Genomic DNA, 21,964 nt, shown 5'->3' with positions numbered 1-21,964 from the left:
GGAGAAGAGGGGAAGGGGATGGCCCTGGCCGGGCTCAGCCCTTGATCGCGCCCTGCATGATGCCGCCCACGATCTGCTTGCCGAACAGGATGAACGCGATCAGCAGCGGCAGTGTGCCCAGCAGCGCGCCCGCCATGATCACGGCCTGGTCGGGGACATAGCCGGTGCCGAGCGAGTTCAGGGCGACCTGCACGGTCGGGTTCTGCTGGGTGAGGGCGATGATCGGCCACAGGAAGTCGTTCCAGGCGAACACGAAGGTCAGCAGGCCCAGCACGGCCATCGCCGGCCGCGCCGCCGGGAACACCACGTGCCACACCACTCGCAGACTGCTCGCACCGTCCACCCGGGCCGCCTCGATCAGCTCGGTCGGCAGCGCCTGCACCAGGTACTGCCGCATGAAGAACGTCCCGAAGGCCGTCACCAACGTCGGCAGGATGACCGTCTGCAACTGGTTCGACCAGCCCAGGTCACTCATCCACAGATACAGCGGTACGACGGCCAGCTGCGGCGGGATCATCATCGTGCCGATCGTCAGCAGCAGCAGAAGGCTGGAGAACCTGAACCGCAGCTTGGCGAAGGCGAACCCGGCGAGGGTGGAGAAGAGCACCGTACTGACGGTGATGGTGCCCGCGACGACCGTGCTGTTCAGCATCGCGGTGCCGAGCCCGGCCTGGTCCCAGGCACTCTCCAGGTTCTTGAACAGGTTGCCGCCGAACCACAGGGGCGGCGGCGTCTCGGCCAGCCGCCGGTCGGTGCGCGAGGCCGCGATCGCCGTCCACACCAGGGGTGCCAGCGAGAGCAGTGCGAAGACCGTCAGGACGATGTACGTCACCGGGCCCGCGTGCAGCTGCTTGCCCGCGCCCATCACCCGGCGGCGCGCCGTCGGCCCGCGGCCCTTCTTCTTCCGTGCCTGAGGCAACGTCAGTTCGCTGGTGGTCATTGGGACTTCCTCAGGCGTCGGGTGAACAGCAGATTGATCACGGCGACGATCAGCATGATCAGGAACATCGACCAGGCGATCGCGGACGCCTTGCCGAGGTTGCCGATGATCCAGCCCTGGTCGTACATGTACAGGCCGAGCGTCTGGTACTGGTGCTCGGAGCCGCCCTTGGAACCGCTGACCCCGCCGAACAGCAGGGGCTCACCGAAGAGCTGGGTCGCGCCGATCGTGGAGACGACCACCGTGAACAGGATCGTGGGCCGCAACTGCGGGACCGTCACATGCAGGAACTGCTGCCAGCGGTTGGCGCCGTCGATCGACGCCGACTCGTAGAGGTCGGCCGGGATCGCCTGCATCGCCGCCAGGTAGATCAGCGCGTTGTAGCCGGTCCACCGCCAGATCACGATCGAGGACACCGCGAACTGCGAACCCCAGTCGGATTCACGCCAGTTGACCGGACCGACCCCCACGAAGTGCAGGAACCAGTTGACCATGCCGCCGTCCCACGAATACAGCAGCGTGAAGACCAGCGTCGCCGCCGCCACCGAGGTGGCGTACGGGGTGAGCATCACGACCCGCCACACGGTCGAGCCGCGCAGCCGGTAGTTGAGCAGGTGCGCCAGGCCGATCGCCGCCATCAGCTGCGGGACGGTCGAGATCACACCGATGGTGAAGGTGTTCTTGAGGGCGTTCCAGAAGAAGTCCGAGGCGAGCAGGTTCTGGTAGTTGTCCAGGCCCGCCCAGGTCTGCTGGTTCAGCGAGGACAGCTGCACGTCGTGCAGCGAGTACCAGGCCGTGTACAGCAGCGGGACCAGCGAGAACGCTCCGAAGATGACGAAGAAGGGAGCGATGAACGCATACGGGGACGCCTTCATGTCCCAGCGGTACAGCCGGCTGCGCCATGAATCGGGGCCCGGCGGTGTACCGCGACCGTGAGCGCCCCGGGCCGCGCCCGGCGGGGTGCCGGGCGCGGCCTCGGCGCTCGACGCGGAATGCGCGAGAGCCTGCTTGGAGCTGGTCACTGGCCGAGCACGTCCTTGACCTCGTTCTTGGCCGCGTCCCAGCCCTGCGTCGGGCTCTTGCCCTTCTGCTCGACCTGGAGGATGCCGACGTCGGTGATCGCCGTGTTGATCGGCTGGTCCTTGATGCCGAAGTACTGGACCGGGATGGTCTTCGCCGAGTCCGCGAAGATCTGCGTGATCGGCGCGTTCGAGAAGTAGGCCGTGGTGTCAGCGGCCGGCTTCAGGCCCGCGTACGCCGACGGGGTCGACGGGAAGCTGGCCTGCTTGGCGAAGACCTTCGCCTGCTGCTCGGGCGCGGTCAGCCACTTCGTCAGTGCGATGGCCTCCTTCTGGTGCTTGCCCGCCGTGGGCACGCCGAGGAAGGAGCCGCCCCAGTTGGCCGCGGTCGGGGCCGCCGCCACGTCCCAGTTGCCCTTGCCTGAGTCACCGGACTTCTGCTCGATGTAGCCGATCATCCACGCCGGGCAGGCCACGGTGGCGAAGGAGGCGTTGGCGAAGCCCTGGTCCCACGGCTTGTCGAACTGCTTCAGCTTCGCCGACATGTCGCTGGTCGCCACGGTCATCGCGTCGTTCCAGGACTTCTTCACGCCGTCGGACTTGTCCCAGATGACGTTTCCGCCCTTGTCGTAGTAGCGCTCGCTCGCACCACCGAGGGCCGCGTTGTAGACGGACGAGGCCGAGTCCACGAACTTGGTGCCCTTGGGCGCCTTCTTCATGTAGTCCTTGCCCACGTCGACGTACTTCGCCCAGTCGCCCTTCCACTGCTCGGCGAGCTTGGTGCGGTCCGTCTCCAGACCGGCCTTCTTGAAGAGGTCCTTGCGGTAACAGATCGCCATCGGACCGACGTCGGTGCCGAGCCCGATCAGCTTGCCGTCCTTGGTGGTGGCCTGGGAGTTCTTCCAGCCCAGCCACTGGGACTTGTCGACCTCCTTGCCGAGGTCGACGAACTTGTTGCCCTGCGTCTGCACGGCCTCGGTGATGTTGCCGACCTCGATCGCCTGGACGTCGTCGGTGCCGGAGCCGGCCTGCAGCCGGGTGAGGACCTTCGGCCAGTACACGTCGGTACGGGTGGTGACGTTCTCCTTGATGCTGATGGTCGGATGCAGCTTCATGTACTCGTCGTAGAGACCGGCCTGCTTGTAGCCGAACACACCGAAGGTGCCGATGGTCAACGTGGTCTTGCCCTTGGCGTTGCCGCCGCTGTCGTTCGACGAGCTGTCGTCCGAGTCCTTGGAGCAGCCGGCCAGCAGTCCCGTCGCCAGCGCGGCGACGGCCGCGAGGGCCATCAGCCTGCGGGACCGTCGGGTACTCGTGCCCATTTGCGTCCTCCTGTTGCCTGACGTGCCGACCCCCCGGCCAACTGCACTGTTGGGCCCGTTATTACTCGCTGCGGCTCGGGCGGGGAACGTGCGGGATGTGTATGTGTCAGGTACTGTGGGAGCGCTCCCACAGGTGATGTGTTGAAGGGTCGTCGGTTCGGGCGGGGGTGTCAAGGGAGTGCGCGGGCCGAGATGCGTTCAGTTATCGGGCCGTTAAGTGGACTTGACGGTTCCGGTGCCGGGTGTCGTCTTTCGGCGCGCAGGGCGTTCGAGGGCGAGGCCGTTCGGTCCGAAACACCCCGTTCCGCGCAGGCAGCACCCAGGGGCGCTCACCGGTCCCACGAGACTGTTAGATTCCAGGCCAACACGGGTCAACGGCGGAAGGGCGGAGCCAATGTCGCGGAGCCGAAGCGGGGGGCGGCCCACGCTCGAAGAGGTGGCCGCCCGCGCCGGCGTGGGCCGCGGCACGGTCTCCCGGGTGATCAACGGCTCGCCCAGGGTCAGCGACGCGACCCGGGCCGCGGTCGAGGCGGCGGTGGCCGAGCTCGGCTACGTCCCCAACACGGCCGCTCGCGCCCTCGCGGCCAACCGCACCGACGCGATCGCCCTGGTCGTCCCCGAGCCGGAGACCCGCTTCTTCGCGGAGCCGTACTTCTCGGACATGCTGAAGGGTGTCGGCGCCGAGCTGTCGGACACGGAGATGCAGCTTCTGCTGATCTTCGCGGGCGGCGACAAGGAGCGCCGCCGGCTGGCCCAGTACCTGGCCGCCCACCGCGTGGACGGCGTCCTGCTGGTCTCGGTGCACGCGGACGACCCGCTTCCGGATCTGCTGGCCCAGCTGGAGATCCCGGCGGTGATCAGCGGTCCGCGGTCGGCCGCGGAGACGCTGACGTCGGTGGACTCGGACAACTACGGCGGCGGCCGCTCGGCGGTCGAGCACCTGGCCGTCCGGGGCCGCCGCAGTATCGCGCACATCACGGGCCGCCTCGACGTCTACGGCGCCCAGCGGCGCGTCGACGGCTACCGCGACGCCCTGCGCGACGCGGGCCACGAGGTCGACGAACAGCTCATCGAGCCGGGCGACTTCACCGAGGAGGGCGGCCGCCGGGCGATGACGAAACTGCTCGCCCGCCGCCCCGACCTGGACGCGGTCTTCGCGGGCTCGGACGTGATGGCGGCCGGCGCCCGCCAGGTGCTGCGCGAGAAGGGCCGCCGCATCCCCGACGACGTGGCGCTCGTCGGCTACGACGACTCGGCCATCGCCCGCCACATGGACCCCCCGCTCACCAGCGTCCGCCAGCCCATCGAGGAGATGGGCCGCCGCATGATCGACCTCCTGCTCGGCGAGATCGCCGACCGCCGCCCGGCCGTCTCCCGCGATCTGGAACGCCGGCAGATGGTACTGGCGACGGAGCTGGTGACGCGGACGTCGTCCTGATCACGGTTCTCGTCGCCCCACCGGTTTCCGTCGCTCCACCGGTTCCTGAGCGCGGCCTCGTCGCCCCCTCGTCGCACCTGTTCCTGAAGACGATCGCCGAGGCCCATGACTCCGCATCCACTGCCGGACGTTGACGAGGTCGCCGCCGTCGAGCCCCATCTGCGCGCGGTGGGTGAGGTGTTCCGCGCCTTCCGCGACCAGGACTCGGGGTGTGTGTCGTACTGCGTCCTCCTCCCGGACGGCTGCCGCTGGTTCGTGAAGCGGGACGCGGGCGGCTTCGGGGGGCCAGGCTCCGCCGCTGCCACGGGGTGCCGACCACCCAGGCGATCTCCGCGACGGCCTGTCCGAGCGTGGCCTGGAGGGTCCCCACCAGGCGGGAGTCCTCGCGCAGCCTGAGCACCCAGTTGCACCAGGTGACGGACGGGTCGGGCGATCCCGCGACCAGGCGGAGGTAGCGGGCCCGGAGGTCTTCGGGGGAGGCGGGGGCGCCGCCGATGAACGTGTGCAGCGCCGGGTCCGACAGGACGGCGGCCATCTCGGCGGCGTGCTCGATACGCAGCGGGACGACGTCCAGACGGGCGGTACGGAACGGCCCGGTCATCCCCGGCAGCCTACGCCGAGCGCCAAGTCGCCCGAGCAGCCCGGGACTTGAGGGCCGGGCGCAGCAGTACGGCGATGCGTTCGGCGGGGCGTCGTGCGGGACCGGCAGGGCGAGGAGCTGGTGGCCGCTCGTGACGCCACCATGGCCATGACCGCGAGCGCGGCCCGCAGCTCGGCGGCGTCCCCGGACGAGGGAAGGGCCGTGGCGATCGCCTCGATCTGGCCGCCCATGCCCGGCGGGCCCGCTGAGCGGGTTGCCGTCGGTGCGGGTGAGGCCTGGACGGGCTGGGTGTTGAACGCGAATCAGCCGGTGGCCCCGCTTCCGCGGGGCCACCGGCTGATCTTTCAGGGTGAGTGACGGGACTCGAACCCGCGACATCCTGGACCACAACCAGGTGCTCTACCATCTGAGCTACACCCACCACGACCGGCGGTTAACTTCGTGGTTTTCCGACCGGCCGAGAAAAAGTGTACAGGGTCCGAAGGGGTGCTCGCGCACGGCTTTTCCGGCGCCACCTCCGGGCCGCTACTGCGCAGGCAGGACGTGCTTCGCGGCGATCGTTCTCGCGGTGTCGGAGTCGGGGCCGGGCTGGGGTACGAAGATCGCCTCGCGGTAGTAGCGCAGTTCCGCGATCGACTCGCGGATGTCGGCGAGGGCGCGGTGGTTGCCGTTCTTCTCCGGGCTGTTGAAGTAGGCCCGCGGGTACCAGCGCCGGGCGAGTTCCTTGACGCTCGACACGTCGACGATCCGGTAGTGGAGGTAGTCCTCCAGTGTCGGCATGTCCCGGAGCAGGAAACCGCGGTCGGTGCCGACCGAGTTGCCGCACAGCGGGGCCTTGCCCGGTTCCTTGACGTGTTCGCGGACGTAGGAGAGGACCTGCTCCTCGGCGTCCGTCAGTGTCGTGCCGCCGGCGAGTTCCTCCAGCAGCCCGGACGCGGTGTGCATCTGACGCACCACCTCCGGCATCGTCTCCAGTGCCCGGTCCGGCGGACGGACGACGATGTCGACTCCCTCTCCGAGGATGTTCAGCTCGGAGTCGGTGACGAGGGCGGCCACCTCGATGAGCGCGTCGTCGGACAGCGAGAGGCCGGTCATCTCGCAGTCGATCCACACCATGCGATCGTTCATGCGACCACCCTAAGGCTGGCGTCCGGTTATTGGGGTGCCCGGTGTTGCAGCGGGGCTCGCCCGGGGCTCTGGCCCGCAGATCACTGTCCGGTCCTGAAGGGGCCTGCTCCTCAGACGCCGGACGGGCTGACTGGACAGCGTGCCCGACCGGCGTCTGAGGTTGTGCTCACGTACCGCTGCGTTGCCCCGGCACGCCGGCCCGGCTCGTGACGTATGCCTCACGGCCGTTCTCCAGGGGGGCGGACGCGGACAGCGCCGCCGCTCCCAACGCGCTCGCCGCCGCCCGTCGGCTCTGCAGCGGTACCGGTCCCTCCGGATGCAGCAGGGGCACGGGCCCCGGCGGGCCGGCCGCGCTCTCCACGTCGACCGGCCTGTCGCCCTGTGGACGGCGAGCGCGGTACGCGGCGCGGTAGGCGGCCGGGGACGAACCCAGCTGACGGCGGAAGTGTCCGCGCAGGGCCACCGGCGAGCGGAAGCCGCAGCGGCCCGCGACCTCGTCCACCGAGTAGTCCGACGTCTCCAGGAGGCGCTGTGCCTGCAGCACGCGCTGAGTGATCAGCCACTGCAGGGGAGCGCTTCCGGTGAGCGACCGGAAACGGCGGTCGAAGGTGCGCCGGCTCATGTACGCACGAGCGGCGAGCGTCTCCACGTCGAACTGCTCGTGCAGATGCTCCAGCGCCCATGCGACGACCTCGGCGAGCGGGTCGGCGCCGATCTCCTCAGGTAAAGATCGATCGAGGTAGCGCTCCTGACCGCCCGACCGGCGCGGCGGGACGACCAGACGCCGGGCCAGCGCGCCCGCCGCCTCGTTGCCGTGGTCCGTCCGCACGATGTGGAGACAGAGATCGATTCCGGCCGCCGTCCCGGCGGACGTCAGCACATCGCCGTCGTCGACGAACAGTTCTCTCGGATCGACGTGCACCGACGGATAGCGCTTGGCCAGCGTCGGCGCGTACATCCAGTGTGTGGTCGCGGGACGGCCGTCCAGCAGGCCCGCCGCCGCCAGCACGAAGGCGCCGGTGCACAGCCCGACTATGCGGGCACCCTCCTCGTGCGCCCGGCGCAGTGCGTCGAGTGCGTCCTCGGGTGGCGGAGAGGTGATCGAGCGCCAGGCCGGTACGACGACCGTGCCTGCGCGTGAGATCGCCTCCAGGCCATGTGGCGTCGTGAGTTCCAGGCCCCCTGTGGTCCGCAGCGGGCCGTCCTCACCCCCGCACACCAGCAGTCGGTAGCGCGGTACGCCGGCGTCCTGGCGGTCGATCCCGAACACCGACAGTGGTATGGAACTCTCGAAGATGGGGCCGCCGCTGAAAAGCAGCACCGCGACGATCTCCTTGCGGCGTCGCCCGGAAAGCTTCCGGGCCGCGGCTTCCGGCGCGGCGGTGGAGTCGTGGCTCATACTGCTAAGCCCCCCTCGGTGGTCGCGGCTCCTCGGTTGTGTCGCTCCTGCACGTTTCCCCTCGGTCCTGCACGAGTCCCCCGCCGTAAGACGTCAAGATCGAATCTACTGTGTCGCGTGGTGCCGGGGTGACCCGGTTCGGCAACCGGCACATTGTCGACATGGCAACTTGGCGTGAAGCATTCGATCACGAAGCGTTGCACTCACGGGCCGTGCAGGGAAGTGCGCCTTGTCGCAGTGGCCAATCCACGTAGGGTACGCGGTCCCCACGCACCCCTGTCCGTGCAGGTGGAACGGGGGTTGGGGGGTGGTCGGGGCATCGACGGCGCGGTGTCCGGAAGTTGGCTGAAAACCGTCGGACGCGTGCGCGGAAACCGGTCAACCGACCGGTGTACTTCCCCCAGTGTGGCGCCCGCCTCTGTGAGCCCCCGTACCGCTTCTGTGATGGCGGCCGCGGCGGGACACGGGTTCCCCGGCCCGCGGACGCGCCGCGCACCGTTCGGACTGGCGCAGCAGAAGGCGGCAGGCGGCGGTGACGGCGGCGAGACCGAGTGCCGTGCCCGTAGCGCCGGCGAGAGAGGTGCCGTACCAGAGGAGGACCACGGGGACGAGGACGCAGCTGAAGGCCGCCCAGCGGACGACGTCGGTCGCGGTGTCCTGGGGCGGGGCGGTCGCGCGGGGAGTCTCGGGGGTGGGGTGCGGTCCGGGCATGCGTGCTCCCTGGGGCTGGGTCACGGTGTTCAACGCCTGTTCGACCGGTCGGTCACTGTACGCTCCCGTCCTGGCGGCCGCCGGGTAAGTGAATCCTGTGCGAACCGCCTGTACAGCGCAGCAACCATTGCGTTACGGGCACCCCCTCGTGCATGCTCCCTGGAACCCCCACGCCCCGTGGGCGGGATCTGGGCGAAGGAGGCGTGCCGCCGTACCCTTGGGGGTATGGGGTTGGGAAGATGATTCCCGGACACAGCTCCGCCGCACACTGTCGTCCCTCCCAAAAGGATCAAATCCCCGAGACAGCCATGGCCGGTCACGAATTCTTCGAACCCGCGGACCGCAAGCGGCCCGTCGCCGATCCCACGGCGGCCGAGCCCCAGGCGGCAGAAGACACACGCCACTCCTGCGATCCAGCCTTCAAGCACGGTGTCGTCGTCGGCTTCGACGGCTCCACCTCCAGTGAGCGTGCCCTCGCCTACGCGATCGGCATGGCCCACCGCTCCGGTTCGGGCCTGATCATCGTCCACGTCGCCAACCGGCTGCCCACCACGGTGTGGGCCGGCTGCGAGCCACCGGTCTTCGTCGACGTACCGGACCACCGCACCGAGGTGCTCGGGCTCGAACTCGCCTGTGCGGACTATCTGGCCGAGGTGCCCTGGATCCTGGTCGAGCGCGGCGGCGACATCTGCCACGAACTCGAAGAGGTGGGCAAGGAGTACGAGGCGGACGCGATCGTCGTCGGCTCCACGCACGGCATCGTCGGACGAATCTTCGGCTCCGTCGCCGGGCGGCTCGCCAAGCGGGCGAAGCGACCCGTCGTTGTGATTCCGTAACGTCTCGTTCTCCCAGGTGAGATGCGATCCGGGAACGGGCGGCCCTCTTTGTGCAGTGAGCAAACCTACTCACGCGTAGAGGTGTTTGTGCCTTTGTGAAGGGCATACATCGTTCACCGCACAACTGCACATGTACGAAGGGAGCCCCGCCGTGGACAACGACGTCTCCGCGGGAAGCGGAACCACTACCGTGGTCGGCCGACTCGCCCTGGGTATCACCCTGTTGGCGTTCGGACTCGGACACACTGACGTGATCAATGGAGTGTCGGCCGCTGACGCCGTATCACTGGCCCACTACGTAGGCGGCGTTGCGCTGTTCGTCGCCGGCCTGTTCGCCTTCCGCGACCGTGACGTGCCGACAGGTACGGCCTACGCGGCCCTCGGCGCCCTGTGGTTCACCTGGGCACTCGCGGCCGGCAGCGCCATGTCCGCCAATGCGGCGGGACTCTTCCTGCTGCTGTTCGCCCTCGTGACGCTCACCCTGACCCTCGCGGGCGGGGACCAACTCACCCAGGGCACCTACGGGTTGTTCTTCGTCTCGCTCGTGCTCCTTGCCATCGCGCAGTTCGCGACCAGCGACCCCCTGGCGAAGGCCGGCGGCTGGTTCGCCGTCGCGGCGGGGGCGGTGGCCTGGTACGCGGCGACCGCGGCTCTCGCGCACTGGCCGACCGTCCTTCCTCGACGTGCTGCCGGCCGGGGGGTGACGGCCACCGGCTAGCTGCGCCGGCCGGGGGTTTGGGCGGCCCCCGGTGAATGGAGCGGACCCCCCGTGTTCGGTGGCGACACGTGGGGGTCCGTTCTGTCGGGTGGCCTCTGCCCGTGCGTCTTACTCGACCGTCACCGACTTCGCGAGGTTCCTCGGCTTGTCGATGTCCCGCCCGAGGGCCAAGGCCGTGTGGTAGGCGAGGAGTTGGAGCGGGATGCCCATCAGGATCGGGTCCAGCTCGTCCTCGTTCTTCGGGACCACGATCGTCGCGTCGGCCTTCTCCTGCTCCTGGTGCGCCACCGCGAGGATGCGGCCGCTGCGGGCCTTGATCTCCTCCATGGCCGCGCGGTTCTTCTCCAGGAGGTCGTCGTCGGGGACGATCGCGACCGTGGGGAGAGCGGGCTCGATCAGGGCCAGGGGGCCGTGCTTGAGCTCGGAGGCGGGGTAGGCCTCGGCGTGGATGTACGAGACCTCCTTCAGCTTCAGGGAGGCCTCGCGGGCCACCGGGTAGCCGCGGACCCGGCCGATGAAGAGCATCGAGCGGGCGTCGGCGTACTGCGCGGCCAGCTTCTTGATCTCCTCCTCCTGCTGGAGGACCTCGGTGATCTGCGCCGGCAGCTTCCGCAGGCCCTCGATGATCCGCTTGCCGTCGCGGACCGAGAGGTCGCGGGTGCGGCCCAGGTGGAGCGCGAGAAGGGCGAAGGCCACCGTGGTGTTCGTGAAGCACTTGGTGGAGACCACGCAGACCTCGGGCCCCGCGTGCACGTAGATACCGGCGTCCGCCTCCCGTGCGATCGCCGAGCCCACCACGTTGACGACGCCGAACACCCTCGCGCCCTTGCGCTTCAGCTCCTGGACGGCCGCGAGGACGTCGTAGGTCTCGCCGGACTGGGAGACGGCGACATAGAGGGTGTCGGGGTCCACGACCGCGTTGCGGTACCGGAACTCGGAGGCCGGTTCGGCGTCCGCGGGGATACGGGCCAGCTCCTCGATCATCTGCGCGCCGATCATGCCCGCGTGGTACGAGGTGCCGCAGCCGAGGATCTTCACCCGGCGGATCTGGCGCGCCTCGCGGGCATCCAGGTTCAGGCCGCCGAGGTGCACGGTGGAGAAGCGGTCGTCGATGCGGCCGCGCAGCACGCGGTCCACGGCGTCGGCCTGCTCGTGGATCTCCTTGTGCATATAGGTGTCGTGGCCGCCCATGTCGTAGGAGGCCGCCTCCCACTCCACGGTGGTCGGCTCGGACGTCGTACGGGTGCCCTCGGTGGTGTACGTCCGGAAGTCGTCGGCCTTGAGGGTGGCCATCTCGCCGTCGTCCAGGGTCACTATCTGCCGCGTGTGGGCGACCAGGGCGGCGATGTCCGAGGCGACGAACATCTCCTTCTCGCCGACGCCGAGGACCACCGGGGAGCCGTTTCGGGCCACCACGATGCGGTCGGGGAAGTCGGCGTGCATGACGGCGATGCCGTACGTGCCCTCGATGACCCGCAGGGTCTCGCGGACCTTCTCCTCCAGGGTCTCGGCCTGGGCGCGGGCGATGAGGTGGACGAGCACCTCGGTGTCCGTCTCGGAGAGGAACTCGACGCCGTCCGCCTCCAGTTTGCGGCGCAGGTCGGTGGCGTTGTCGATGATGCCGTTGTGGACGACGGCGACCTTGCCCTCGGCGTCCAGGTGCGGGTGGGCGTTCACGTCGGAGGGGGCGCCGTGGGTGGCCCAGCGGGTGTGGGCGATGCCGGTCGTGCCCTTGAAGCGGGCCGGGACCCTGGCCTCCAGCTCTCGCACGCGCCCCTTGGCCTTGACCATCTTCAGGCCCGACGCCTTGGGGGAGGTGACGACGATGCCCGCCGAGTCGTAGCCGCGGTACTCCAGCCGCTGCAGCCCCTCCAGCAGCAGCGGGGCCACGTCACGCTTCCCGATGTATCCGACGATTCCGCACATGCAGATGAATCCCTCAGCCGTAGACGATGCGGCGCAGCTGCCTGAGCGTAAGCTCCGGCGGCGCGACCGCCCGGTATTGCAGGTCCGCCTCGATCCGTTCGAAGATCGTCGCGTTCACCAGGCCCTGGGCCTGCAGCTCGCGGTGGCGGCGACGGACGTAGTCCTCGGTCGTCTCGTCGAAGTAGGCGAGCACGTCCTGGATCACCCGCAGCGCCTCGCCCCGGCTCAGGGGCGTGGAACGGGTCAGGTGATCAACAAGTTCGTCGTGCACCCGGTAGATCCTGGGGTACCGAAAGATGTTTCGCAAGAATCCTGCCCGATATCGGGCAAGTAGCGGTGCCCGGCCGGCCAGGGCAAGTCCACCGACACCGGTTTCGACTCGCGCACCCGGGACCAGTTCCTCGCCCAGGCCGAGTCCATCAACGGCCACAGCCGCCAGGACGAGCGCACCGACGTCGTCAAGGGCGACAAGGTCACCAAGAAGCTGCCCCATCGGCGAGACCGCGTACCCCGAGACCGAGGGCGTCGTCTGCGTGACGGCGCGCGCCGCGGGCCGGAGGCTGTACGCGTTCTCCGCGCCGGACTCCTGCGAGGGGCACCTCGACGAGCGCCAAGGAATCCCCGCCGGAAGCCGTGCCGCGTAGCGGCACAGCAACCGGCAGGGACGGCCAGAATCCTCGGGCTTCAGCCCGAGGAGCATGTCAAATCCGCTTGAGGACCGCCTGTTTGGCCAGGGCGAACTCCTCGTCCGTCAGCACGCCCGTGCGGTGCAGCTCGCCGAGCTCGCGCAGCCGCCGCAGCAGCGCGTCGTGGTCGTCCTCGTGCCCGCCGGCGGGCACGAGCCGCTCGGGGGACGCCGGGGGCGGCACGTCGGCCCTGGCGGCCGTCGAGGGATGCGGCAGCCGTGCCTGTACGGCCGCGGCGATCAGGGCCATCAGCGGATCCTTCTTGAAGCCCCACAGTTCCACGGAGTTGGGGTCGTGCTTGGGCGGCGCCTTGGTGGGCACGTGGCGCAGGGTGAAGCGCAGGTGCCCGTTCTCCAGGCCGGCCGCCGGCTGCCACTCCACGGCGACGACGTCCGTGACGGCCAGGGTACGGGCCCCGGCAGCCGCCTTGGCGTCCTCCGTCTTCCAGTTCCACTCCAGGCGGATGTGCTCGCCGTCGAAGCTCGCGGCACCGTCCCCGGCCGCGACGGAGAGCGGGACGGACGGGCCGGGCAGCAGGTACTCGGTCACCGGGTCCGACGGGACCCCGTCCAGCAGCAGGGCGCCTCGCACCTCGTCCACGAAGTACTCGGCGACGCCGTAACGGTCGGACTCGACGAGCAGCTGATAGGGGTCGTTGGGCTCGGTGAGCCGTCCGCCGGAGGCGTGCAGCAGCGGGTCGGCACCGTCGCGCAGCCGCAGCCTGAGCCGTCCCGACTTCCTGCCCTGCTCGAACGAGATCCCCGCCAACGCCCCCAGCGGGACGACGAGTTCACCCAGGGTCCGGCGGAGCAGGCTGACGTTTCTGTCCCGGCCGGGTGTCAGTCGCACGGCATCGCCGTCGAAGGCCCACGTGCCGTCCTTCTGGATGATTTCCGCCATGCGGGGATTGTTTCACCGGATCTACGGGAGAGTGGTCTCTACCAATCCTGGTCAGTGGTGATCACAGCTGATCACTGTCGAAGGGAGCGCATGTGAGACGGCACCACAGAACGACTCCCCGTATGGCCCGCGTCCTCGGGTCCCTGCTGCTCGTCGCGGCGGCCGGCGCCTTCACCGCGGGTGCGGCACCGGCATCGGAGGCGAAGGCGACCCCGCTCGGCCGGGTGGTTCCGGCTCCCGCGTCGGTCACTCCGGGCGGATCTCCGTACCGCATCACCCGGGACACGCACATCCGTGTGGACGACTCGCGCGAGGCGCGGCTGGTCGGTGAGTACCTCGCGGGCATCCTGCGGCCCTCCACCGGATACCGCCTGCCCATTACCGGGCACGGCGGGGGCGGCATCCGACTCCGCCTGGAGAAAGGCGCGTTCGGTGCCGAGGGCTACCGCCTCGACAGCGGCGGCAAGGGCGTCACCATCACCGCCGCCGAGCCCGCAGGCCTCTTCCACGGCGTCCAGACCCTGCGCCAGCTGCTCCCTGCGGCCGTCGAGAGGGACTCCGTGCGGCGCGGACCCTGGCTGGTCGCGGGCGGCACGATCAAGGACAGCCCGCGTTACGCCTACCGCGGCGCGATGCTCGACGTCTCCCGCCACTTCTTCACCGTGGACCAAGTCAAGCGCTACATCGACGAGTTGGCCCTCTACAAGGTCAACAAGCTGCATCTGCACCTGAGTGACGACCAGGGTTGGCGCATCGCGATCGACTCCTGGCCGCGCCTCGCGGCCCACGGCGGCTCGACCCAGGTCGGCGGCGGTCAGGGCGGTCACTACACCAAGGCCGACTACAAGGAGATCGTCCGGTACGCGGCCTCGCGCCATCTGGAGGTCGTCCCCGAGATCGACATGCCCGGCCACACCAACGCCGCCCTCGCCTCGTACGCAGCACTGAACTGCGACGGCGTGGCGCCCCCGCTCTACACCGGCACCGACGTCGGCTTCAGCTCGCTGTGCGTCGGCAAGGACATCACGTACGACTTCGTGGACGACGTCATCCGCGAGCTGGCCGCGATCACGCCGGGCCGCTATCTCCACATCGGCGGAGACGAGGCGCACTCCACCAGCCACGAGGACTACGTCACGTTCATGGACCGGGTGCAGCCCGTCGTCGCCAAGTACGGCAAGACGGTGATCGGCTGGCATCAGCTGACCGGCGCACACCCGGTCAGGGGCGCCGTCGCCCAGTACTGGGGGTTGGACGACACCGACGCGGCGGAGAAGGCACAGGTCGCGAAGGCCGCGCAGAACGGGACCGGACTGATCCTTTCGCCCGCCGACCGGATCTACCTCGACATGAAGTACACCGAGGACACCCCGCTCGGCCAGGACTGGGCCGGACTGGTGGAGGTGCGGCGCGCCTACGACTGGGACCCGGGCAACTACCTTGCCGGGGCACCGAGTTCGGCGGTCAGGGGCGTCGAGGCACCGCTGTGGACCGAGACGATCGTGACGAACGCCGACCTCGACTACATGGCCTTCCCGAGGCTGCCCGGAGTCGCCGAACTCGGCTGGTCGCCGGCATCCACGCACGACTGGGACACCTACAAGGTGCGGCTCGCGGCGCAGGGGCCGCGATGGGACGCACTGGGGATCGGCTACTACAGGTCGCCCCAGGTGCCGTGGCCCGCCGGGTGAGGTGATCTTCTGTTCTGGGGGTCGGAATCCGCACCCCCCTTCGGGTCGGAATCCGTACCCCCTGGGGGCCGGATCCGCTGAACGGGCACCCCGCAGGACCGTACTGCGGGGTGCCCGTCCGCCGTGGGCGCAACCCCGCGACGGGATTCTTGAGGGTTCAGACCAGTTGGAGGGCGCCCGACGGGTCGGCCGGGCCGGCCATCTGCTCCTCGGGACCGCCGGCGGCGGCAGCGCGTCCGGCAGGTGCGAGCGCATGGAGGGTGTCCTCCGGTGGGCTGCGACGTGAGGGTGGCTACTCGGCGGCGCGCAGTTGTTCCTCGGACATGCCCCGCCGCCAGTAACCGACGAACGTCACCCGCCGTCGATCGATCCCCCGCTCCGCGACGAAGTGCCGCCGCAGCGTCTTCACGCATCCGGACTCGCCGGCGATCCAGACGTACGGGTGCGCGGCGGGCGGCAGTTGGGCGTCGCGGAGGGCGCCGAGGGCCATGGGGGACCCCTCGGCGCCGCTCGCGTCCCGGACCAGCCAGGTGATCTCCGCGTCCGCCTCGGTCGGCAGGTCCTGGATGTCCCCGGCGTCGGGCACCTCCAGCCACACCCGGGCGCGGGCACCGGCCGGCAGCGACTCCAGGATCGCCGAGACGGCGGGCAGGGCGGTCTCGTCACCCCAGATCAGCGTCAGATCGGTGTCCTCGGGCGGCCGGAAGCGTATCGCCCGGTTGTCCGCGATCGCCGGGCCGAGCAGGACGACACGGTCGCCGGCGGCGGCCCGGGCGGCCCACGTGGAGGCGGGGCCGGCCGGGGTGTGCAGCACGAAGTCGATGTCGATCTCGTCGGGTTCATCGGCATCGTCGGCGTCATCGGGTTCGCGGCGCAGGGCGCGAAGGGTGTACGAGCGCATCACCGCCCGTACTCCGTCCGGGAGTTCACGCCAGCACTGCCACCAGCCGTCGCCGAGTTCGCGGGGCACCGCGGGCTCACTCTGCCCGGGGTGCGGCAGGAAGAGGGACAGGGACTGGTCGCACCCGTCGGAGTGGAACGCGTGCAGATCGTCCCCGCCGAAGGTGACGCGCACCAGAGACGGCCCGAGCCGCCTCGTCCGCACGACCTGAAGGGAGAAGAAACGGAACGGGGCGGCTGTGGCCGTAGTCATGGAGTACTCCTGAGACGACGTCAGGGGGTGCATACCTCAGGGGTGCGGGGCTGCATCAATGTCCGGCTCCATCGATGTCCGGCTCCGCCGCGCGCGCGACCGGCCACGACGGACCGCGGACACCCACGCGCCATCCGCACTGTCAGCCGACCTTCCTCGCCTTCTCAAGTGCCTGCGCGAGGCTGGTGAGAAGGGGGGTGCACTTGTCGTAGGACAGGATCGGCTCGGGGGAGCGGGGGATGACCTGCCCGGCCTTGACCGCGGGCAGCTTCTTCCAGGTGGCCTGGGTGACGTCGGCCGGCTGGATCGCCGAGGACCGGTCGTCCATCATGATGATGTCCGCCGCGTACTTGTCGACGTTCTCCCAGCTCAGCGACTCGTACCAGCCGCCGCCCGTGGCCTTGGCCTTCGTCGGGGGCTCGACGAGGTTCACGCCGAGCGCCTTGAAGTACTCCAGGTCGATGGAGAGGTCCGTTCCGGAGACGTAGAAGAGCGCGTCGCTCGCGGAACCGGCCATCACCCTGATGCCGGGCTTGGCCCTCGCCGCCTTGCGCAGCCGGGCGGCGGCCTCCTCGAACCCCTTCTTGGCGTCCGTGACCTTCGCCGCCGTCATGTCCGCGCCGAGCGACTCGGCCAGCGCCCACATGCGCTGCAGCGGCTCGGTCAGCTGACGGTCGTAGACGGAGATGCCGACGCTGGGAGCCAGCTGGGCGATCTTGTCCTTGGAGGCCTCGGGGACGTACCAGAGGGTGCCGGCGTCGTCGAACATCGTGGTGATGAGCACGTCGGGCGCGAGGGCCGCGTACTTCTCGACGTTGAACTGGTCCCAGGCGTTGCCGAGGATCGTGACCTTGCTGATGTCCATGTCGCCGGCCTGGACGTCGGCCTTGCCGTCCGTGGTCTTCGTGGGGCCGAAGACGCCCCGGACGCTGATGCCGTAGTCGTGGAGCGCGGCGCCGACACCGGTGAACGCGACGATGTTCGCGGGCACCTTGCCGAGCTTCACGGTCGTGCCGCGGTCGTCCTTGAAGGACCACGAGCCGGACCTGGCGGCGGCCGTCTCGCCAGGGCCTCCGCTTTCCGCGTCGTCGTCCCCGCAGGCCGCGAGCGCGGCCCCGAGACCGAGGGCGCCGCCGGCGGCGAGGAGGCCGCGGCGGGTGAAGTGGGAGGCGCGGGCACGGGGCATGGATATGGCTGCTTTCGAACGGGGCGGAACGCCCGCCGGACAAGTCGAATTTAGGTTAGCCTAACCTAAATAGATGTCCAAGGGGTGGGCGTCCCGAGCCCGGACCTGCGGCAGCCCCGCGCGCCGCGTCTTTGCGGTCGCGTCAGCCCATCAGCCCCAACTCCCGCGCGATCAGCATCCGTTGCACCTCGCTCGTGCCCTCGCCGATCTCCAGGATCTTGGAGTCGCGCCACATGCGGGCCACCGGATACTCGTTCATGAAGCCGTAGCCGCCGTGGATCTGGGTGGCGTCGCGGGCGTTGTCCACGGCGACCGTGGAGGAGTGGAGCTTGGCGAGGGCGGCCTCCTTCTTGAACGGGGCGCCGGTCACCAGACGGGCGGCCGCGTCGCGCCAGGCCAGGCGGGCCGTGTGGGCCTTCATCTCCATGTCGGCGATCTTGAACTGGATGGCCTGGTTGGCGCCGATGGGCCGGCCGAAGGCGTGGCGTTCCTTCGCGTACTTCACCGACTCGTCCACACAGCCCTGGGCGAGTCCGGTCGCCAGAGCCGCGATGGCGACCCGGCCCTCGTCGAGGATGCGCAGGAACTGGGCGTATCCGCGGCCCAGTTCGCCCAGCAGGTTGGCGGCTGGGACGCGGACGTCGGAGAAGGACAGCTCGCGGGTGTCCGAGGCGTTCCAGCCGACCTTGGAGTACGGCGCGGCCACCGTGAAGCCCGCCGTGCCGGACGGGACGATGATCGACGAGATCAGCGGCTTGCCGTCCGGCTTGCGGCCGGTGACCGCCGTGACCGTGACCAGGCCCGTGATGTCCGTGCCGGAGTTGGTGATGAAGCACTTGGTGCCGTTGATCACCCACTCGTTCGTCGACTCGTCGAGCCGGGCCGTCGTGCGCGTGGCGCCCGCGTCCGAGCCGCCGTCGGGCTCCGTCAGGCCGAAGGCACCGAGGATCTCGCCCGAGCACAGGCGCGGCAGCCACTCCTGCTTCTGGGCGTCCGTGCCGAACAGATGCAGGGGCATGGCGCCGAGGGAGACGCCGGCTTCGAGGGTGATGGCCACCGACGAGTCCACACGGGCCAGTTCCTCCAGGGCCACGCCCAGGGCCAGGTAGTCACCGCCCATGCCGCCGTACTCCTCGGGGAACGGCAGCCCGAACAGGCCCATGCGGCCCATCTCGCGGACGATCTCGTACGGGAACTCGTGGTGCTCGTAGAACTCGCCGATCTTGGGCGCCACGACGTCGTGCGCGAACGCCTCGACGGTGCGGCGGAGTTCTTCGAGCTCGGGGGAGAGACGGAAGTCCATGACGGTCACTGCTCCTCAGTGGCCTCGGCGGCCTCGGTGTCCTTGTGGGACAGGGCTCGGACGGTGCGGGACGGGCTGGGTCGGCCCAGTCGGCCGGCCATCCACGCGCTGGTGGCGACGAGACGGCCGAGGTCGACCCCGGTGTCGATGCCGAGACCCTGAAGCATCCACACGAGGTCTTCGGTGGCGAGATTGCCGGTGGCGGACTTGGCGTACGGGCAGCCGCCGAGGCCGCCGGCGGAGGCGTCGACCGTGGTGACGCCGTGCTGGAGGGCGGCCAGAGTGTTGGCGAGGGCCTGGCCGTAGGTGTCGTGGAAGTGGACGCCGATGACGTCGGCCGGCACGCCCTCCTCGCCCAGCAGGGAGAGCAGTTCGCGTACGTGCCCCGGCGTCGCGACGCCGATGGTGTCGCCCAGGCTCAGCTCGTCGCAGCCCATGTCCATCAGCGCCTTGCAGACGCCCGCGACCTGGTGCAGCGCGACGGCGCCCTCCCAGGGGTCGCCGAAGCACATGGAGACATAGCCGCGGACATGGGCGCCCTCGTCCTTGGCGTGCTTGACGACGGGCTCGAACACGGCCAGCGACTCGTCCATCGTCCGGTTGAGGTTGGCCTTCGCGAAGGACTCGGTGGCGCTGGCGAAGACGGCGACCCGGTCCGCGCCGAGCGCGAGGGCGCGGTCGAGGCCGCGCCGGTTGGGGACGAGGACGGGCAGGTGCACCCCCTTGAGATCCCGCACCAGCGGGAACAGCTGCTCGGCGTCGGCCAGTTGAGGCACCCACTTCGGGTGTACGAAGCTCGTCGCCTCGATCGTCGTCAGCCCCGCGTCGGCCATGCGGCGGACGAACTCCGCCTTCACCTCGGTGGGCACCGTCGACTTCTCGTTCTGCAGGCCGTCACGGGCGCCGACCTCGTGGATCCTGACCCGCCGGGGCAGGTCCGGAGCCGGGACGACCATGGGGAGCGCGTCGACGGTCATTTCTCCTCCTGGGCCGGGGTGATGACGGCCAGCACCTGATCCATGGCGACCGTGGTGCCCGGCGTGACGTCCAGTTCGGCGACCGTGCCGGCGTGCGGGGCGGAGATGACGTGCTCCATCTTCATCGCCTCGACGACCAGCAGGCTCTGACCGGCGCTCACCTCGTCCCCGACGGCGACCTTCACGACCGTGACCGTCCCGGGCATGGGCGCGGTGAGCGAGTCGGCGCCCGCACGCCCCGCGCCGGTGAGGGACGCGGCGACCGGGTCGTGGTCGCGCACCTGCCAGGCGTCGCCGTCGCGGCCCAGCCAGGTGCCGTCCGGTGTAACGGCGAAGGTGTGGGAGACGCCGTCGAGCTGGAAGGTGAACCGGCGATCTGACCCGGGACGCGGGGGCACACCCCCGGCCCCCCGGAGGGGTTCGTCCGCCCCGCTAGGCAGCAGCTCGATGCCGCCGTCCTGTGTGCCGCGCACGCGCACGGTGACCGGCTCGTGGCCCGGCACCGCGAGGTGGTGCGCGGTCCAGGCCCGCTCTCCGCCCAGACGCCAGCCGTCCGCGGCGCCGAACGGGTCGGCCCAGCCGCTGCCGTCGGCCTGGGCGAGCGCCGTCCGGCGCAGCAGTGCGGCCGCCCCGTAGACCTCCGCCGGTACCTGGTCCGGTACGAGCCCGTCCATCTCCCGCTCCACAAGGCCCGTGTCCAACTCGCCCGCCACGACCGCCGGATGGGCCAGCAGACGGCGCAGGAACCCGGCATTGGTCTGCACCCCCAGCGTGACCGTCTCGGCGAGGGCCTTGCGCAGTCTCCTGAGCGCGGTCTCCCGGTCGGGCCCGTAGGCGATCACCTTGGACAGCATCGGGTCGTACAGCGAGCCGACCTCGGTGCCCTCGCTGAGCCCGGAGTCGGTGCGGATGCCGTCGCCCTGGGGTTCGTGCAGCCGTAGCACCGTGCCGCCGGACGGCAGGAACCCGCGGGCCCCCTCCTTGACGGAGACGGTCTCGGCACAGACCCGGGCCTCGATCGCGTGCCCGGTGAACCGGATGTCGCCCTGCCCGTACGGCAGTCGCTCGCCCGCCGCCACCCGCAGCTGCCACTCCACCAGGTCCAGGCCCGTGATCAGCTCGGTCACCGGATGCTCCACCTGGAGCCGGGTGTTCATCTCCATGAAGTAGTACGACGAGGGGGCGCCACCGGGGACGATGAACTCCACCGTGCCCGCGCCCCGGTAGGCGCAGGAGCGGGCCGCCTGGACGGCGGCCTCGCCCATGGCCGCGCGGGTGGCCTCGTCCAGCAGGACGGACGGCGCCTCCTCGATGAGCTTCTGGTGCCGCCGCTGCAGTGAGCACTCGCGCTCGCCCAGATGCACCACGTTCCCGTGTCCGTCGGCCAGCACCTGGATCTCGATGTGCCGCGGCCGGTCCACCCACCGCTCCACCAGAAGCGTGTCGTCGCCGAAGGAGGCGCGGGCCTCGCGACGGGCGGCGGCGATCTCGTCGCCCAGCACGGCGGCGTCCCGCACCAGCCGCATGCCCTTGCCGCCCCCGCCGGCCGACGGCTTCAGCAGCACGGGCATGCCGATCTCCAGGGCGGCGTCGGCGAGTCGGGTGTCGGCCAGGCCGCTGCCGCTCGACCCGGGGACCACCGGCACCCCGGCCGCCTTCACCGTCTCCTTGGCCCGGATCTTGTCGCCCATCAACGCGATGGACTCCGCCGTCGGGCCGATGAACACCAGCCCGGCGTCGGTGCACGCGCGCGCGAAGGCCGCGTTCTCCGCGAGGAAGCCGTATCCGGGGTGTACGGCCTGTGCGCCGGTGCGGGCGGCGGCCTCCAGCAGCCGCTCCACCGACAGATAGCTCTCGGCGGCCGGCGCCGGACCGATCCGTACCGCCGTGTCGGCCTCCCGGACATGCCGGGCGTCGGCGTCGGCGTCGGAGAAGACGGCCACCGAGCGCACGCCCAGCGTGCGGAGCGTACGGATCACGCGGACGGCGATCTCACCCCGGTTGGCCACGAGCACTGTGTCGAACATGGG

Annotated in this window: 19 protein-coding genes, 1 tRNA gene and 2 pseudogenes; 6 read left to right on the top strand and 16 right to left on the bottom strand. The window is 70.0% G+C overall.

Going from position 1 to position 21,964, the window contains the following annotated elements:
- Positions 1-34 precede the first annotated feature (34 nt).
- From OOK07_RS15645 to OOK07_RS15635, 3 genes are read right to left on the bottom strand one after another with little or no spacing between them, the layout of a single operon-like run.
- Complete coding sequence (locus tag OOK07_RS15645; RefSeq protein WP_266797017.1) at positions 35-940, bottom strand: carbohydrate ABC transporter permease; 906 nt, start codon at positions 938-940, stop codon at positions 35-37.
- Positions 937-1,962: a carbohydrate ABC transporter permease gene (locus OOK07_RS15640; protein ID WP_266797015.1), complete on the bottom strand. Its 1,026-nt coding sequence runs from the start codon at positions 1,960-1,962 to the stop codon at positions 937-939. Before OOK07_RS15640 ends, OOK07_RS15645 begins: the two co-directional genes overlap by 4 nt.
- Positions 1,959-3,281 (bottom strand): ABC transporter substrate-binding protein, encoded by a 1,323-nt coding sequence (locus OOK07_RS15635; protein WP_266797013.1) that lies wholly within the window; start codon positions 3,279-3,281, stop codon positions 1,959-1,961. The genes OOK07_RS15640 and OOK07_RS15635 overlap by 4 nt, the downstream gene beginning before the upstream one ends.
- 394 nt (positions 3,282-3,675) lie before the next feature.
- Between OOK07_RS15635 and OOK07_RS15630 the strand changes: the two genes are divergently transcribed.
- Positions 3,676-4,719, top strand: a complete 1,044-nt coding sequence (locus OOK07_RS15630; RefSeq protein WP_266797012.1) for a LacI family DNA-binding transcriptional regulator — start codon at positions 3,676-3,678, stop codon at positions 4,717-4,719.
- 283 nt (positions 4,720-5,002) lie between these two features.
- Here OOK07_RS15630 and OOK07_RS15620 read toward each other — a convergent pair.
- Positions 5,003-5,320, bottom strand: a pseudogene (locus tag OOK07_RS15620) (GNAT family N-acetyltransferase); the annotation flags it as partial.
- Positions 5,321-5,440: 120 nt separating this feature from the next.
- Here OOK07_RS15620 and OOK07_RS15615 point away from each other — a divergent pair.
- Positions 5,441-5,677 carry a hypothetical protein gene (locus OOK07_RS15615; protein ID WP_266797010.1) on the top strand — a complete coding sequence of 79 codons (237 nt, stop codon included), beginning with the start codon at positions 5,441-5,443 and terminating at the stop codon, positions 5,675-5,677.
- Here the strand turns inward: OOK07_RS15615 and OOK07_RS15610 are convergent.
- The 4 genes from OOK07_RS15610 to OOK07_RS15595 form a co-directional block, all read right to left on the bottom strand.
- Positions 5,669-5,741 (bottom strand) — tRNA-His (locus OOK07_RS15610). The genes OOK07_RS15615 and OOK07_RS15610 overlap by 9 nt on opposite strands.
- Positions 5,742-5,845: 104 nt before the next feature.
- Complete coding sequence (orn, locus tag OOK07_RS15605; protein ID WP_266797008.1) at positions 5,846-6,448, bottom strand: oligoribonuclease; 603 nt, start codon at positions 6,446-6,448, stop codon at positions 5,846-5,848.
- 166 nt (positions 6,449-6,614) lie between these two features.
- Positions 6,615-7,847: a helix-turn-helix domain-containing protein gene (locus OOK07_RS15600; RefSeq protein WP_266797006.1), complete on the bottom strand. Its 1,233-nt coding sequence runs from the start codon at positions 7,845-7,847 to the stop codon at positions 6,615-6,617.
- 378 nt (positions 7,848-8,225) lie between these two features.
- Positions 8,226-8,558: a hypothetical protein gene (locus OOK07_RS15595; protein ID WP_266680682.1), complete on the bottom strand. Its 333-nt coding sequence runs from the start codon at positions 8,556-8,558 to the stop codon at positions 8,226-8,228.
- A 308-nt stretch (positions 8,559-8,866) separates the two neighbouring features.
- Between OOK07_RS15595 and OOK07_RS15590 the strand changes: the two genes are divergently transcribed.
- Together OOK07_RS15590 and OOK07_RS15585 are read left to right on the top strand one after the other, a co-directional pair.
- A complete protein-coding gene (locus OOK07_RS15590; RefSeq protein ID WP_266680680.1) occupies positions 8,867-9,394 on the top strand; it encodes a universal stress protein in 528 nt (175 codons plus the stop codon).
- Between the two features lie 151 nt (positions 9,395-9,545).
- Positions 9,546-10,112: a GPR1/FUN34/YaaH family transporter gene (locus OOK07_RS15585; protein WP_266680678.1), complete on the top strand. Its 567-nt coding sequence runs from the start codon at positions 9,546-9,548 to the stop codon at positions 10,110-10,112.
- 108 nt (positions 10,113-10,220) lie between these two features.
- Here OOK07_RS15585 and glmS read toward each other — a convergent pair whose 3' ends face one another.
- Positions 10,221-12,038 carry a glutamine--fructose-6-phosphate transaminase (isomerizing) gene (glmS, locus tag OOK07_RS15580; RefSeq protein ID WP_266680676.1) on the bottom strand — a complete coding sequence of 606 codons (1,818 nt, stop codon included), beginning with the start codon at positions 12,036-12,038 and terminating at the stop codon, positions 10,221-10,223.
- A gap of 13 nt (positions 12,039-12,051) precedes the next feature.
- A complete protein-coding gene (locus OOK07_RS15575) occupies positions 12,052-12,309 on the bottom strand; it encodes a hypothetical protein (RefSeq protein ID WP_266680674.1) in 258 nt (85 codons plus the stop codon).
- A gap of 147 nt (positions 12,310-12,456) precedes the next feature.
- On the opposite strand from OOK07_RS15575, the pseudogene OOK07_RS15570 reads away from it, so the two are divergent.
- Positions 12,457-12,658: pseudogene (locus tag OOK07_RS15570) on the top strand (phosphoesterase); the annotation flags it as partial.
- Between the two features lie 81 nt (positions 12,659-12,739).
- Here OOK07_RS15570 and OOK07_RS15565 read toward each other — a convergent pair.
- Complete coding sequence (locus OOK07_RS15565) at positions 12,740-13,624, bottom strand: DUF4429 domain-containing protein (protein ID WP_266680672.1); 885 nt, start codon at positions 13,622-13,624, stop codon at positions 12,740-12,742.
- 92 nt (positions 13,625-13,716) lie between these two features.
- On the opposite strand from OOK07_RS15565, the gene OOK07_RS15560 reads away from it, so the two are divergent.
- The gene (locus OOK07_RS15560; protein WP_323178086.1) at positions 13,717-15,315 is read left to right on the top strand and encodes a beta-N-acetylhexosaminidase; all 1,599 of its coding nucleotides are present in this window, start codon (positions 13,717-13,719) and stop codon (positions 15,313-15,315) included.
- Positions 15,316-15,607: 292 nt separating this feature from the next.
- Here the strand turns inward: OOK07_RS15560 and OOK07_RS15555 are convergent, their stop codons facing one another.
- From OOK07_RS15555 to OOK07_RS15535, 5 genes are all read right to left on the bottom strand, one after another.
- Positions 15,608-16,468 (bottom strand): siderophore-interacting protein, encoded by an 861-nt coding sequence (locus tag OOK07_RS15555; RefSeq protein WP_266797002.1) that lies wholly within the window; start codon positions 16,466-16,468, stop codon positions 15,608-15,610.
- A gap of 142 nt (positions 16,469-16,610) precedes the next feature.
- Positions 16,611-17,654, bottom strand: coding sequence for an ABC transporter substrate-binding protein (locus OOK07_RS15550; protein WP_266797001.1), 1,044 nt, complete (start codon positions 17,652-17,654; stop codon positions 16,611-16,613).
- Positions 17,655-17,796: 142 nt separating this feature from the next.
- Entirely contained in the window at positions 17,797-18,957 is a 1,161-nt protein-coding gene (locus OOK07_RS15545) for an acyl-CoA dehydrogenase family protein (RefSeq protein WP_266680666.1), read from the bottom strand.
- 5 nt (positions 18,958-18,962) lie between these two features.
- The gene (locus OOK07_RS15540; protein WP_266680665.1) at positions 18,963-19,934 is read right to left on the bottom strand and encodes a hydroxymethylglutaryl-CoA lyase; all 972 of its coding nucleotides are present in this window, start codon (positions 19,932-19,934) and stop codon (positions 18,963-18,965) included.
- Positions 19,931-21,961, bottom strand: coding sequence for an ATP-binding protein (locus OOK07_RS15535; RefSeq protein WP_266796999.1), 2,031 nt, complete (start codon positions 21,959-21,961; stop codon positions 19,931-19,933). Before OOK07_RS15535 ends, OOK07_RS15540 begins: the two co-directional genes overlap by 4 nt.
- Between the last annotated feature and the right edge of the window lie 3 nt (positions 21,962-21,964).

This window comes from Streptomyces sp. NBC_00078, from assembly GCF_026343335.1.
Taxonomy (GTDB): Bacteria; Actinomycetota; Actinomycetes; order Streptomycetales; family Streptomycetaceae; genus Streptomyces.
The sequence above is the reverse complement of the archived record's forward strand: the minus strand, read 5'-3'. Positions and strand labels throughout refer to the sequence as shown.